The sequence below is a fragment of the Streptomyces sp. NPDC101227 genome (genome assembly GCF_044767545.1).
Taxonomy (GTDB): domain Bacteria; phylum Actinomycetota; class Actinomycetes; order Streptomycetales; family Streptomycetaceae; genus Streptomyces.
In genome coordinates this window covers 678,576-691,925 of record NZ_JBIWOD010000001.1, presented here as the reverse complement: position 1 = coordinate 691,925, position 13,350 = coordinate 678,576, and the positions used below count along the sequence as shown (strand labels likewise).

12 protein-coding genes are annotated in these 13,350 nt (G+C 71.1%); 4 read left to right on the top strand and 8 right to left on the bottom strand.

What is annotated here, in order from left to right:
* The first annotated feature begins 226 nt into the window (after positions 1–226).
* On the top strand, positions 227–604 hold the full coding sequence (locus tag ACIRPT_RS03135; protein WP_026170122.1) for an RNA polymerase-binding protein RbpA: 378 nt from the start codon (positions 227–229) through the stop codon (positions 602–604).
* A gap of 94 nt (positions 605–698) precedes the next feature.
* On the opposite strand, the gene fxsA is transcribed toward ACIRPT_RS03135, so the two are convergent.
* The 5 genes from fxsA to ACIRPT_RS03110 form a co-directional block, all read right to left on the bottom strand.
* Positions 699–1,298 carry an FxsA family membrane protein gene (fxsA, locus tag ACIRPT_RS03130; protein ID WP_403821331.1) on the bottom strand — a complete coding sequence of 200 codons (600 nt, stop codon included), beginning with the start codon at positions 1,296–1,298 and terminating at the stop codon, positions 699–701.
* A 76-nt stretch (positions 1,299–1,374) separates the two neighbouring features.
* Positions 1,375–2,133, bottom strand: coding sequence for a polyprenol monophosphomannose synthase (locus ACIRPT_RS03125; protein ID WP_403821328.1), 759 nt, complete (start codon positions 2,131–2,133; stop codon positions 1,375–1,377).
* Complete coding sequence (gene lnt, locus ACIRPT_RS03120) at positions 2,130–3,803, bottom strand: apolipoprotein N-acyltransferase (RefSeq protein ID WP_403821325.1); 1,674 nt, start codon at positions 3,801–3,803, stop codon at positions 2,130–2,132. Before lnt ends, ACIRPT_RS03125 begins: the two co-directional genes overlap by 4 nt.
* Positions 3,804–4,405: 602 nt before the next feature.
* Positions 4,406–6,055, bottom strand: coding sequence for an amidohydrolase (locus ACIRPT_RS03115; RefSeq protein WP_403821322.1), 1,650 nt, complete (start codon positions 6,053–6,055; stop codon positions 4,406–4,408).
* A 61-nt stretch (positions 6,056–6,116) separates the two neighbouring features.
* Complete coding sequence (locus ACIRPT_RS03110) at positions 6,117–6,557, bottom strand: Lrp/AsnC family transcriptional regulator (protein ID WP_026248099.1); 441 nt, start codon at positions 6,555–6,557, stop codon at positions 6,117–6,119.
* Between the two features lie 210 nt (positions 6,558–6,767).
* Here ACIRPT_RS03110 and ACIRPT_RS03105 point away from each other — a divergent pair, with 210 nt between their 5' ends.
* Positions 6,768–7,193, top strand: coding sequence for a hypothetical protein (locus tag ACIRPT_RS03105; protein ID WP_403498538.1), 426 nt, complete (start codon positions 6,768–6,770; stop codon positions 7,191–7,193).
* Between the two features lie 7 nt (positions 7,194–7,200).
* Here the strand turns inward: ACIRPT_RS03105 and ACIRPT_RS03100 are convergent, their stop codons facing one another.
* Together ACIRPT_RS03100 and ACIRPT_RS03095 are read right to left on the bottom strand one after the other, a co-directional pair.
* Positions 7,201–8,298: a phosphotransferase family protein gene (locus tag ACIRPT_RS03100; protein ID WP_403821318.1), complete on the bottom strand. Its 1,098-nt coding sequence runs from the start codon at positions 8,296–8,298 to the stop codon at positions 7,201–7,203.
* Positions 8,295–9,428 carry a hypothetical protein gene (locus tag ACIRPT_RS03095; protein WP_403821315.1) on the bottom strand — a complete coding sequence of 378 codons (1,134 nt, stop codon included), beginning with the start codon at positions 9,426–9,428 and terminating at the stop codon, positions 8,295–8,297. The genes ACIRPT_RS03100 and ACIRPT_RS03095 overlap by 4 nt, the downstream gene beginning before the upstream one ends.
* A gap of 139 nt (positions 9,429–9,567) precedes the next feature.
* Here ACIRPT_RS03095 and ACIRPT_RS03090 point away from each other — a divergent pair, with 139 nt between their 5' ends.
* On the top strand, positions 9,568–10,137 hold the full coding sequence (locus ACIRPT_RS03090; RefSeq protein ID WP_403821312.1) for a leucine-rich repeat domain-containing protein: 570 nt from the start codon (positions 9,568–9,570) through the stop codon (positions 10,135–10,137).
* Positions 10,138–10,445: 308 nt separating this feature from the next.
* On the opposite strand, the gene ACIRPT_RS03085 is transcribed toward ACIRPT_RS03090, so the two are convergent.
* A complete protein-coding gene (locus ACIRPT_RS03085) occupies positions 10,446–11,654 on the bottom strand; it encodes an acyl-CoA dehydrogenase family protein (protein WP_403821777.1) in 1,209 nt (402 codons plus the stop codon).
* A 405-nt stretch (positions 11,655–12,059) separates the two neighbouring features.
* On the opposite strand from ACIRPT_RS03085, the gene ACIRPT_RS03080 reads away from it, so the two are divergent.
* A complete protein-coding gene (locus tag ACIRPT_RS03080; RefSeq protein ID WP_403821309.1) occupies positions 12,060–13,319 on the top strand; it encodes a glycoside hydrolase family 18 protein in 1,260 nt (419 codons plus the stop codon).
* Positions 13,320–13,350 lie beyond the last annotated feature (31 nt).

The window sequence follows — 13,350 nt, the reverse complement described above, 5'->3', positions numbered from 1 at the left end:
GTACGCCTTTGGCTCACCAGGCGGACCGTTACTGCGCGCTCAAATCGGGAAAGCGTTGGGTGACATCTGCTGCCAGATGTGACAAACCGGGCGCTGGTGGGTACAACAAGGGGCGGCACGACGGGCGACGCAGATTACGGGAATCTTCACCGCCGACCGGACGTTGACCGGATGACGACGACAGCGACACCTGTCCTGTGGGCGACAAGCCCGGGAGGCACGATTCATGAGTGAGCGAGCTCTCCGCGGCACGCGACTCGTGGTGACCAGCTACGAGACCGACCGCGGCATCGACCTGGCCCCGCGCCAGGCGGTGGAGTACGCATGCCAGAACGGCCATCGATTTGAGATGCCGTTCTCGGTTGAGGCCGAGATTCCGCCGGAGTGGGAGTGCAAGGTATGCGGTGCACCCTCTCTTCTGGTGGACGGCGATGGCCCCGAGGAGAAGAAGGGTAAGCCCGCGCGTACGCATTGGGACATGCTCATGGAGCGGCGGACCCGCGAGGAGCTGGAGGAGGTGCTGGCCGAGCGGCTGGCCGTCCTGCGCTCCGGAACCATGAACATTGCCGTGCATCCGCGCGACAGCAACCGCAAGTCCGCCTGACAACCGGACTGCGCCAGAGAAGTACGCAGCACGAGGGCCGGGGTCACTGCATCACGCAGTGGCCCCGGCCCTTGCTCGTCTCCGGCTCCGGCTCTCAGCCGGTCAGCGGCGGGTCCTGGCGGGGCGGGGCCGGGGGCTCGTCATCACGGATGACCTCGCCCTGGACGACCTTGCCGTCCGGCCGGTGGATACGGGCCTGCTGGAACGCATCGCCGAACGACCCCGCGGCGTAGCCCGACCTCCGGGACAGCAGCTTCTCCGCACGGCGCGCGATCAGCTTGCCGGTCGGCGGAAAGAGGCACAGCAGCGCCACGGCATCGGACACCAGCCCCGGCACCATCAGCAGCAGCCCGCCGATCATCGGCAGGGTATTGCCGTTGCCCGACGCCCCGCTGCCCGAGGCCCCGCTGCCCGAAGAAGTGGATTCCCTGGGCGCCGTGGGATCGGCGGCCTGCAGGGTCTCGGTGAGTTTGCGCCAGGCCCGGCGGCCCGCCCGCTTAATCACCAGCGCGCCGGCCAGGATGCCCGCGACCAGCAGCAGGAAGACCGTCAGCCCGCTCGTGGCATCCGCGACGACGATCAGCAGCCAGACCTCGAGCACCACCCAGGCGGCGATGCCCAGCGGAAGGAACCGGCGGGCGCGCGAGCGCTGGGGCGGGCGGGGGTCGGGCGGTGGTACGGCTGCGAACGTCATGCCTCAAGTGTGCCTGGCCCAAGGGCCGCACCGATGGCGAGGGGGCTGCCGGGAGACGGCCCGGACCTGCGGTGGGTCAGCGGCGGCGGATCTTGTTCAGCTTGGTGTCGACGCCCCAGGCGGTGATCCTCCAGAGCGCCTCGACCATGATGTCGCGGCTCATCTTGCTGTCCCCGTGCTCCCGGTCGACGAAGGTGATCGGCACCTCGACGACATGGAAGCCGGCCCGCACCGCACGGCGCGCGAGGTCGACCTGGAAGCAGTAGCCCGCCGAGGCCACCTCCTCCAGCCCGAGCCCCTTGAGCGTCTCCACCCGGAAGGCACGGAAGCCGCCGGTCACATCGCGGATCGGCACGTCCAGGAGGGCGCGGGAGTAGGCGCTGGCGCCGCGGGAGAGGAACTCGCGGCTCTTGGGCCAGTTCACCACCCGTCCGCCTGGCACCCAGCGCGAGCCGAGTACGAGGTCGGCGCCTTTGAGGGCGGTGAGCAGCCGCGGCAGCTCCTCGGGCCGGTGGGAACCGTCGGCGTCCATCTCGACCAGGACGCCGTAGCCGTTGTCCGTGCCCCACCGGAAGCCCGCGAGGTAGGCGGCGCCGAGCCCTTCCTTGCCCTTGCGGTGCAGGACGTGGACGTGGTCGTCCTCGGCGGCGAGCTCATCGGCGAGCTTTCCGGTGCCGTCGGGTGAGTTGTCGTCCGCGACCAGGACGTGCGCCTCGGGGACGGCGGACCGCACCCGCGAGACGATCGGCTTGATGTTCTCCGCCTCGTTGTACGTCGGAATGATCACCAACGTGGTGCCGAGCGGACCGTACCGCCGCTGACCGCCGTCTGTCACTGCTGCCCCTTCTCGATCTTCGAACGCCCGCGCCGGCCGACGACAACCGCGGCGGCACAGGACAGAAGACCCACGATAGCGAGCGCCCACTCGGGTGCCGCACCGACGCGGTCGGCGAGCGTCGTTTCGTCGCGCAGCGGGATCCGCGCGGACACCACGCCCTGGGTGAATTCGGGAATCTGATGGGTGACCGTGCCGTCCGGGGCCACGACCGCGCTGATCCCGCTGGTGGCGGCGGTGACGACGGCCCGGCCGTGTTCGACGGCGCGGAGCTTGGACATGGCCAGCTGCTGCTCGGGCTGGCCGGTGCGGCCGTAGGTGGCGTTGTTGGTCTGGATGACCAGGGCGCGGGCGCCGGCGTCGACGGTGTCGTGGACGATCTCGTCGTAGGCGACCTCGAAGCAGATGACATCGCCGAGCTTGGCGGGGCCGACGTTCAGTACGCCGGTGTGGTCACCGGGGTAGAAGTCGCGGGGCACCCGCTGGAAGCGCGTAATGATCTTGCTCACCTGTTCCCGGAACGGCACGTACTCGCCGAACGGCACCGGGTGCTGCTTGGTGTACGAGGCTCCCGGCCCCGTCTTCGGGTCCCAGACGATGCCCTCGTTGAAGACGTAGCCCTTCTTGGTGGGGTGGTCGACCAGGGCGCCGACGAGCACCGGCACGCCGATGGCCTGCACGGCCTCGTTGATCCGGTCGTAGGCCTGCGGGTACTGGAAGGGGTCGAGGTCGGAGGAGTTCTCCGGCCAGATGACCAGGTCCGGCTTCTTGGCCTTGCCCGCCTTGATGTCGGCGGCGAGCTTCTCGGTGGCCGTGGCGTGGTTGTCGAGGATCTTCATGGGACGGCCCAGGAAGTCCATGCCCGGCTGCTGGACGTTGCCCTGGACGACGGCGATGTCGACGCTGTCGTCGGCCTTCGTCGGGACCGGTACGGCCGCGCCCGCGACGGTGACGGCGGCCGCGAGCCCGAAGGCCTCAAGAGCCGGAACGGCCTTGCGCAACGAGCCGGAGCCGCGCAGGCCCCACAGGGCGGCGGCGCACGCGGCCAGCAGCGTGCCGACCAGCGCGACGGCGAACGTCACCAGCGGGGCGCCGCCGAGCGCGGCGAGCGGGGTGAACGGGGACCCGGTGTTGGCGAACGCCAGCCGCCCCCACGGAAAGCCGCCGAACGGCATCCGGTCGCGGGCCCATTCCTCGGCGACCCACAGGCAGGCCGCCCACAGCGGCCAGGCCCGCAGCCGCGAGGTGCCGGCCAGCGTCGCGCCCAACAGCATCAGGAACAGCGCCTCGGCGACGGACAGTCCGATCACCGCGTCCCAGCCGACCACATGCAGCCACTTGAGCAGGATCACGAAGAACGGCAGCCCGAAGACGAAGCCCGTCCAGGCGCCCTGCCGTACGGTCCGGCCGCGGGTCAGCAGCGAGAACGCGGCCACGCCCACCAGGGACAGCGGCCACAGGTCGTACGGCGGGAAGGCGAGGCCGAGCGCGATGCCGCAGACGGCCGCGAGGAGGGTACGCAGCGCCTCGCGGCGGGCCAGCGCGGCGATCCGGCGGGCCCGGCCGGGGCGGCGCGGCACGTCGGTCACCCCCGTCTCGGCGGGCGGCACCGTGCCGTCGGGCGAGGCGCCGCTCGCGGCTTCTTCGGTGGTGTCGGAGACCGATGGCACGGTCGCGGCCTTCCTGCAGGTCGGGTGGGGGTCCCGCCCTGCTCACCAGGAGCGTGGGTGGGGGTCCCCGTCAAGAGCTCGGGGGAATGAGCTGACCGTACATCGGGAAGCCGCCGTAGCGGGTGCCAGGTGCGCAAGATGACGCAGGCGCACGGGAAACGGGAGGTGCGGATAGGGGCCCGGTGCCCTTCGGGCCGACCTGGGACCCGCTGGCTGCGGGTCGACCGAAAGCCGTTGTCTACTGAGCGTCCGGGCCCCACCCGGGTCGCACCTTCCCCCAAGCCCTTGACGAGCAGGGAGGGACTCCCATCCAGCTGAGACTTTCCGCCGCGCCGTGCCGCTGACGCTGGACCTGGCTCCCAGTGGCGGTGCGCCGGTGTGGCGCCCCGCCCCATGGCCCAGCTGCGTTCGACAACGGCGCGGAGGTCTCCCGTTCGGACGTCCTGTGGTGGACTCGGCCGAACCTACCGGCCGCCGACCGCCCGCTGTCAACAGGTGCCCCGCCTGCGTGGTTTTCGCGTCGTCCCAGGTCACCGCCGAGCTTCCCCAGGTGGGGCAAGCAGCCGCACGCGCACCCTTCGGCGACACCTGACCGCCCGATGTCACTCGATCGGCCGCCCGAAGACGGTACGACCGCCGACGACCGTGGTCAGGCATACCGGCAGGTCGCCGCCGGGGGTCAGATCGGGCAGTCCTGGGGTACCCGAGCGGGGGTCGGTGGACCAGCGCTGTACCCGTTCGTCGGGGGCCTGGACGAGCAGTTCGCCGGTGCGCCAGACCGCGTAGTCGGCGGGCGCACCGGGCACCAGGACGCCCGCGTCGTCCCGGCCGATGGCGCGCCAGCCGCCGCGGGTGTGGGCGGCGAACGCGGCGCGGGCGGAGATGCCGTGGGCGCGGGTGCGGTGGAAGACGGCGGCGCGCAGGGTGCCCCAGGGGTCGAGCGGGGTGACCGGGCTGTCGGAGCCGAGGGCCAGCGGGACACCGGCCTTGAGCAGGGCGGCGTAGGGGTTGAGGGTGCGGGCGCGGTCGGCGCCGAGGCGGGTGGCGTACATGCCGTCCTCGCCACCCCAGGCCGCGTCGAAGGCGGGCTGGACGGAGGCGGTCAGCGCGAGGTCGGCGAAGCCGGCGACGGTGCGGTCGGTGAGCATCTCGGCGTGCTCGACGCGGTGCCGGGCGGCGCGGATCCGGTCCAGGCCGACGCGGTCGGCGGCGGCCCGTACGCCGTCGACGACGGTGGTCAGCGCCGCGTCGCCGATGGCGTGGAATCCCGCCTGGAGTCCGGCTCGGGTGCAGGTGGCGACGTGGGCGGCGACGGCCTCGGCGTCGAGCTGCGCGACGCCGGAGTGCTCGGCGTCCGCGTACGGGGCGTGCAGATGGGCGGTGTGCGAACCGAGCGATCCGTCGACGAACAGGTCCCCGGCCGCTCCGACGGCCCCGAGTTCACGGATCCGCCCGGCCTCCTTTGCGGATGCGACCAGCTCGGCCCAGTAGCCGACCACCCGCGGGCCGTTTCCCTCCGCGGCCAGCGCGAGCAGCGCGGTGAAGTCGTCCTCGCCGGAGATCTCCGGGCCCGCGCACTCATGGACGCTGCCGATGCCGAGGGAGGCCGCGCGGGCGAGCGCCGCGGCCTGGGCGTCGGCGCGCTGGGCGGGCGTGACGGCGGCATACGCGGCCCGCCGTGCGGCGTGGTGGGCATCGCCGGTCAGCGGGGCGTCCGCACGGAAGCCGGCCCGCTCGCGGATCCCGGGGACCAGGTCCAGCAGCGCCGTCGTGACCACCGCGGAGTGCACGTCGACGCGGGTGACATAGAGGGGACGGCCGCCGGTCGCCGCGTCCAGTTCCGCACGGGAGGGCGGGCGCCCCTCGGGCCAGGCGCTGGCGTCCCAGCCGTGGCCGAGGAGGATCTTGTCCGCCGGGCGCGCGGCCGCGTGGTCGCGGATCCGGGCCAGCGCGTCGGGGAGCGTGGCGGCGCCGGTCAGGTCGAGTCCGGTGAGCGCGAGGCCGGTCGCCGTGGTGTGCACGTGTGCGTCCGTGAACGCCGGGGTGACCAGCGCACCGTCGAGCCGTACGACCTCGTCGACGCCGTCGGCGAACGAATCGGCCGCGCCCTCCTCCCCCACCCAGGCGATGCGGTCGCCCTCCACGACCATGGCGGTGGCGAACGGGTCCGCGGGACTGTGCACCTCACCGCCGCGCAGAAGGACGGTGCGGGAAGGGGACTGCCGGGCCGGGTCCGGGGTGCGCTCGCTCATACCGGACAGTTTGGCCCCTTCGCGCGGGTGCGCCGCGCGCGGGGGTGGAAACGCCGCCAGGTCAGATGCGTGGCGGCCGGGCCTCGTACGGAGTGGAGAGCACGACCGTCGTGCGGGTCGAGACGCCCGCCAGGGAGCGGATCCGGGTGAGCAGGTGCTCCAGCTCCAGCGGGGTGGCGACCCGGACCTTGAGGATGTAGTTCTCGTCGCCCGCGACGCTGTGGCAGGCCTCCAGCTCGGGGACCTCCGCGAGCCGGTCGGCGATGTCGTCGGGGGCGCTGGGGTCGAAGGGTTTGACCGAGATGAAGGCGGTGAGCGGCAGGCCCACGGCTTCGGGGTCCACGATGGCGGCATAGCCCCGGATGACACCGCGCTGCTCTAGACGGCGCACGCGCTGGTGCACCGCCGAGGTGGACAGGCCGGTGGCCTTGCCCAGGTCGGTGTAGCTCATCCGCCCGTCCTTGACGAGCAGATCCACGATTTGTCGGTCCAACTCCTCCACCCGTTCAACCTACTGTGCGCGGGCGCGGATGCGCAGCGCGCGCCGGATCGTGGACACCCCTGCACCGGCCCGTGTGAGGAATGCCACACCCGTGGTCCGGTGTATGTCGGGCGGCGGTGATTATGCGCGCGGCATGAAGGGAATTGCTGGTGGTGGCCGGGACCGCCCGTTACAGGAAGTCAGCGGTCCGAGTGGGCCCACCCGAGGGGGATGGACATCATGCGACGCCTCAAGCAGGAATCCGCCGCGCCGAACGTCGGCGCTCAGGAGGGCGACAGTCTCGGTTTCTCCGGCGACGACGGTACGTACGAAGCCTTCGAGACCTTTGACATCTACCGCGTGACCTGCCCGGATTGCGGGCAGCCGATTGCACTGCTGGCGGACGAGGACACGCTTCCGGAGCACGCCCTGTGCCCCTCGCCGTGGAACCCGTTCGGCCTGACGGTGTGCCAGGGCTCCGGCCGCCCGGTGGCCGAGGCGCCGGAGACCGACGACACGATGGACGCTCAGGAGCGGGACGCGGCCGTGCTGCTGACGCTCCCGGAGAGCCTCGACTGGCGGCGCCAGCCGTTCTCGCACGTCGTCGGGCAGGGCACGTGGCAGGCCCGGGTACCGCAGATGCGCCGCGGGGCCTGAGCCCCGCTCACCAGTAACGACCGGCGATCATCGCTTCCAGGGTGTCCCGGTGCAGGATCAGCGCATCGGCGTCGTCCGGCACCGGCACCTCACCGAAATGCACCTGGCGATACGCCACCCGCAGCATCACGATGGCCTGCCGCAGGGCCGCATAAAGGGTGTGGAATTCCATATCTCGGGGTGTGTGCCCGGTGAGCCGGGCATAGCGCTCCTCGATTCGGTCGCGGCGCAGGAATTGGGGCAGTCCGACTTCCCCGCTGCTCTCCGAGAGGTCCTGGAAGAAGCGGTGGAGATACACCATCCAGCCCAGGTCGAGTTCGCGCGGCCCAAGGGCGGCCATTTCCCAGTCCAGAACGGCGGCCGGCGCGAAGGAATCGTCGTAGACGATATTGCCGATCCTGGCGTCTCCCCAGGTCAGGACGGTCTCACCCGGATGCTTGGGCCAGTGCTCGGTGAGCCATTCGAAGCCCCGATCGATCACCGGGGAATGCGGGCGCCCCGCAACCACCCATGCGTAATAGGCACGCTGGTTCTCGACGTGACGGTGCAGCGCCGTTGCCGGGTTCTCCCCCGCCCCCAGGAATGCGGCCGCCGCCGGCGGCGCCTGGTCGTGCAGCCGGGCGAGAACCGAAACGCTCTCGGATTCGAGGCGTTCCCGTTCCTCGTCCGTGGCGTCGTACAGCCAATTCCCGGCGTAGGTATAGGGCATGACGTCCGGTGGCACACGGCCCGCGGCACGCTCCATGACGAAGAAGGGGGCACCGAGGTGTCCGGGGTCCTCCTCCAGCCAGAGGGTGCGGGGCACGGGGAGGTCGGTGCGGTCGGCGACCAGTTGCATGGTGCGGTACTGCTGGGCCATGTCGTAGCGCGGGAAGATCGTGTACGCGGCGGGGTCGGCGGCGAGCCGCAGCGCGCAGGAACGGAACGGCGCGTCGGGGTGGTCGATGTCGAACAGGAGGGTCTCGCTGGACATGCCGTTGGAGTCGGGGACGGTGGCGCCGGTGGCGCGGGCGCCGGGGAGCCGGGTGCCGAGCCAGGCGGTGAGGCGCCGGGTGAGGGCTTCGGGGTCGCGGGTGGTGGTGCGGGGGCGTGGGGACGTGGTCACTGTCCTGGCTCCTTCGCCACGGAGTCATAGCCGGTGAAGCCGCTCGGGTCGTGCCGTCCGAAACTGCCGTGCTCGAAGATGCCGTAGCCGGTCCGGTCGTCGAGGGTGAACCGGGCCGCGTGATCGGTGACGCCATACGCGGCGAGGGGGTGCGCGGCGGGGTCGGAGAGGTCGTAGCTGCGGCGGTCGCTCCAGCCGCGGCCGCGCCAGGTCCCGTGCTGCCAGTCGTCGGCCGGCGGGTAGCCGGCGCCGACGGCCAGGGGTGAGGAGGTGAGGATCTCCGCGGTGAGTTCGAGGGGTTTGCGGGACGGGTCGGTTAGGTGCAGGACCGCGCGTTCGGGGTGGCGGGTGCCGGGGCGGTAGCGGATGTCGGTGCCCGGCCAGCCGAGTTGGACATCCCGTTCGCCGTTGCGGACCAACAGGGCCTCGTTCAGCGTGCGATGGCCGTCGGCGTCCTCCTGGACGATGACCATGACGAAGCGGTCGTCGAAGCGGACCGGGCACCAGACCCAGTGGAAGCCCTCGGGCCGCATCTCCTCGCCGGCCCGCCCGCCGTCCTCCCCGGGGATCGGGCGCACGCCCCAGCTGCGGTCGCGGGTGCCGGTCCACTCCCCCTCGGTGACCGTCAGCTCCTCCCCCGCCACCCGGATGCTCCCGGTGCAGGTGCCGGCCTGGACGAACCGCCGCCCTTCGAGGGTCAGCCGGTCGCCCCGGTACTGGGTGTGGTGCGGCTCCCAGGTGGCGGGAAAGGCCGCGGACCAGGTGAGGTCGTAGGAGAGCCCGTCGGGGTCGTCGGGGTCGGCGTCACAGGTCAGCCGCAGTCGGGCGAGGGGCTTCTCGACGGTGATGGTGAGCGGTCCGACGCTGAGCGCGAGCCGGTCGTCGCCGAGCGCGTCGGAGGCCCGTACGGCATACAGCCGGTCGCCGAGGCGCAGGGTGGCGTAGGCGTCGATGACCCCGGTGTTGGGGTAGACGCCGAGGCCGGCGATGAGCAGGGCGCGGCCGGAGTGGTCCATGACGTGAAAGATGCACCGGTCGTAGGCGTTGCGATCGCCGGTGGCGACATGCCGCATGGACAGCGGGACCTGGTGGATCGGGTATTCGTCGAGCGCGATCGGGCGGTCGGGCACGAGGGTTCCTCCTGGGCGCACGGTCGGCCGGGAGCCGTCCGGGACGGCGGGAGTTGACGGTACGTCAGGTCGGCACGGGCTGCCATACCCCGGCGAAAAGTGGGGGTGGTGATGAGGCGGCCCGGCTAGCTCGAGGGGCATGGAGCGGTCCGAATGGTCCGAGTGGAATCAGAACGAGTTCGAGAAGGTGGTACGACAGCTCTCGCGCACCGATCCCGACGCGGAGGTGATCGACATCGACGCGGAGGGTCTGCGTGCGCTGCCCGACGAGCTGTGGCGGTTCGAGCGGCTGCGGGAGCTCAGCATCCACTCCGAGTATCTGGACGAGACTCCGGCGGGCATCGGTCGGCTGACCCGGCTGGAATCCCTGAAGACACTCTGCGCCCCGATCACCGCCTTGCCTCCGGAGATCGGCCTGCTGGGCGAGCTTCGCGAACTAGACACATGCGTCAATGAGTTGACCCATTTACCGCCGGAGATCGGCGGTCTCCGCCGGCTGCGCAGACTGACCCGCGAGGGCGCCCGGGCGAAGGAACTTCCGCCGGAAATCAGCCAGTTGAGCGACCTGGAAGTGCTGGTCCTGCCGAGTGCGGATCTTCGGGTGATCCCACCGGAGATCGGCCGGCTGCAAGCACTGGTGAAGCTGAGCCTGGCAGCGACGGCACGGCCGAAAACCCCCTCACCATCCCGGAAGAGATGTGGGGGCTGAGCCGCCTGGAGGAGCTGGAGCCGGCCGATTTCCGGGCCGTGGAACTACCCGATGGCATCGGCGGCCTCCGCTCGCTGCGGACGCCCGATCTATGGAGCCTGTACGTCACGACCGGCGACTACCACGCGGAGCTCCCCGCCGGCCTGTGGGACCTCACCGGCCTCGAGGAGCTGCGACTGCCGATGAACACCCTCGCCCCCGCCCGCACCTTCCGCGGAACCCGGCACCGCAGCGCAGCCCGGGATCACCTACCACCTCGACGGCGAGGGGCACCGGGCACGGTGCAGCGCCCGGCCCCCCGCGGCCGCTCAGCGCGTTTCCGGCCCCGCCAGATGCCGGGCGATCACCATCCGCTGGATCTGGTTCGTGCCCTCGACGATCTGCAGCACCTTGGCCTCGCGCATATAGCGCTCGGCCGGGAAGTCGAGGGTGTAGCCGTAGCCGCCGAGGAGCTGTACGGCGTCCGTGGTCACCCGCATCGCGGTGTCCGTGCAGAAGAGCTTGGCCATCGCCGCCTCCTTGGAGAACGGCTGTCCGGCGTCGCGCAGCCGGGCGGCGGCCAGGTACAGCGCCCGGCCGGCCTCCACCTGGGTGGCCATATCGGCCAGCATGAAGCGCAGGCCCTGGAAGTCGCCGATGGGACGGCCGAACTGGCGGCGTTCGGCGACGTAGCCGAGCGCCTCGTCCAGCGCCGCCTGGGCGACGCCGATGGCGCAGGCCGCGATGCCGAGGCGGCCGGAGTCGAGGGCGGAGAGGGCGATCGCGAAGCCCTGGCCCTCGTCGCCGAGGCGGCGGGAGTCGGGGATGTGGACGTCGTCGAAGTGCAGCTGGGCCGTCGGGGAGCCCTTCATGCCCATCTTGCGCTCGGGCGGCGCGGCGCTGAGGCCTTCGGCGTCGCCGGGGACGAGGAAGGCGGTGATGCCGCGGGCGCCGCTGCCGCCGGTGCGGGCGAGGACGGTGTAGAAGTCGGCCACTCCGCCGTGGGTGATCCACGCCTTGGTGCCGTTGATGACCCATCCCCCACTCCCGGCTCCGCTCGAGCGGGAGGTGCCCCCACCGCCCTTGCGGTCGGCGCGGGTGGTCAGCGAGGCGGCGTCGGAGCCGGAGGCGGGTTCGGAGAGGCAGTACGCGCCGAGCAGACCGCCGCCGAGCATGGCCGGGAGGTGTTCGGCGCGCTGTTCCTTCGTGCCGAAGCCGGCGAGGGCGTGGCAGGCGAGGGTGTGGACGCTGACGCCGAGGCCGACGGTGAGCCGGGCGGCCGCGAGTTCTTCGAGGACCTGGAGGTAGACCTCGTAGGGCTGGTCGCCGCCGCCGAACTCCTCGGTGTACGGCAGTGACAGCAGTCCGGACTCGGAGAGCAGGGTGAAGGTCTCCCGCGGGAAGCGGCCGGCGGCCTCTTCCTCGGCGGCGACCGGCCTGATCTCCCGCTCGATGAGCTCGCGTACGAGCGTCAGCAGATCGCGGGCTTCTTCGGTGGGCAGCTTGCGGTCCACCGGCCGGGGGCCGTACTCGGTCATGGCGGCGCTCTCCTCCCTGTCGGGCGCTGCGGCGACGTGCGCGCGGGGTGAGGCGGCGCCGCCGGATTTCGTCATGCCCAGCCAATGATCGCCGTCCGGGTCTCGGAAGGCGATGACCTGCAGCTGTGGCGCTAGGAGTATGCCCGATCGGCGGCCTCACGTCACGGGTTGATCATCCCCGGATGCGGCCGGTCCGGCCGGCGGTCCGTCGGCCGTCTCCCGGGCGCCGCCCGGCTGTCACTCGGCCACGAAATTGGTCCGAACCATTGACCGTACTGGTCTAGTCCTTCTACCTTCTCCCCCAACGTTCCACGCGTTCATGCCAATTAACGATGAGCGCCGATTCGCGTTCATGCCTTCGGCACGCAGGTCAGGCTCCACCTCGCCCCCCTCCGAGGAGAAGACATGCTCAGACCGCACCGGAAGCGATCGCCGCGCAGGCTGATCGCCGCCGCCACCGCGCTGTGTACGGCGGCGCTGGCCGGCACGCTGCTCGTCGGGTCGGCCTCCGCCGGCCCGGCCACCACCCCCGTGACCAAGGCGAAGCCCGCGGCGGCCGCGGGCAGCAAGGTCGTCGGATACTTCACCAACTGGGGTGTCTACGACCGCAATTACCACGTCAAGAACATCGAGACGTCCGGGTCGGCGGCGAAGCTGACCCATATCAACTACGCCTTCGGCAACGTCCAGGGCGGCAAGTGCGCGATCGGCGACTCCTACGCCGACTACGACAAGGCCTACACCGCGGACCAGAGCGTGGACGGCAAGGCGGACACCTGGGACGACGGTGCGCTGCGCGGCAACTTCAACCAGCTGCGCAAGCTCAAGAAGCTGCACCCGAACCTCAAGGTGATCTGGTCGTTCGGCGGCTGGACCTGGTCGGGCGGCTTCGGCGAGGCCGCCAAGAATCCGGCCGCCTTCGCGCAGTCCTGCTACGACATGGTCGAGGACAAGCGCTGGGCGGACGTCTTCGACGGCATCGACATCGACTGGGAGTACCCCAACGCCTGCGGTCTGACCTGCGACACCAGCGGCAAGGACGCCTTCACCAAGGTCATGAAGGCGCTGCGGGAGAAGTTCGGGCAGAGCAATCTGGTGACCGCGGCGATCACCGCGGACGCCTCGAACGGCGGCAAGATGGACGCGGCCGACTACGCCGGCGCGGCCCAGTACGTCGACTGGTACAACCCGATGACGTACGACTACTTCGGCGCGTGGGACGCCAAGGGCCCCACGGCCCCCCACTCCCCGCTCACGTCGTACAACGGCATCCCCAAGGCCGGGTTCAACACCACCGACACCCTCACCAAGCTCAAGGGTCTCGGGGTCCCGGCGAACAAGCTGCTGCTGGGCATCGGCTTCTACGGCCGCGGCTGGTCCGGTGTCACCCAGGACGCCCCGGGCGGCACGGCCACGGGAGCGGCCCCGGGCAAGTACGAGGCGGGCATCGACGACTACAAGGTCCTCAAGGGCCGCTGCCCGGCCACCGGCAAGGTCGGCGGCACCGCCTACGCCAAGTGCGGCGACCAGTGGTGGAGTTACGACACCCCGGAGACCATCGGCTCGAAGATGGCCTTCAAGAACGCGCAGGGCCTGGGCGGCACGTTCTTCTGGGAGCTGAGCGGCGACACCGCCAATGGCGAGCTGATCAAGGCGATCAAGTAGCTGGCGAAGCACGGGACGGGGCGGGAGGCCA

What these genes read in the sequence shown, in the direction of transcription:
- ACIRPT_RS03080 (WP_403821309.1), top strand. Translation starts at nt 12,060, where the DNA reads ATGCTCAGACCGCACCGGAAGCGATCGCCGCGCAGGCTGATCGCCGCC.
- fxsA (WP_403821331.1), bottom strand. Translation starts at nt 1,298, where the DNA reads ATGACGTTCGCAGCCGTACCACCGCCCGACCCCCGCCCGCCCCAGCGC.
- ACIRPT_RS03085 (WP_403821777.1), bottom strand. Translation starts at nt 11,654, where the DNA reads ATGACCGAGTACGGCCCCCGGCCGGTGGACCGCAAGCTGCCCACCGAA.
- ACIRPT_RS03090 (WP_403821312.1), top strand. Translation starts at nt 9,568, where the DNA reads ATGGAGCGGTCCGAATGGTCCGAGTGGAATCAGAACGAGTTCGAGAAG.
- ACIRPT_RS03105 (WP_403498538.1), top strand. Translation starts at nt 6,768, where the DNA reads ATGGACATCATGCGACGCCTCAAGCAGGAATCCGCCGCGCCGAACGTC.
- ACIRPT_RS03135 (WP_026170122.1), top strand. Translation starts at nt 227, where the DNA reads ATGAGTGAGCGAGCTCTCCGCGGCACGCGACTCGTGGTGACCAGCTAC.
- ACIRPT_RS03115 (WP_403821322.1), bottom strand. Translation starts at nt 6,055, where the DNA reads ATGAGCGAGCGCACCCCGGACCCGGCCCGGCAGTCCCCTTCCCGCACC.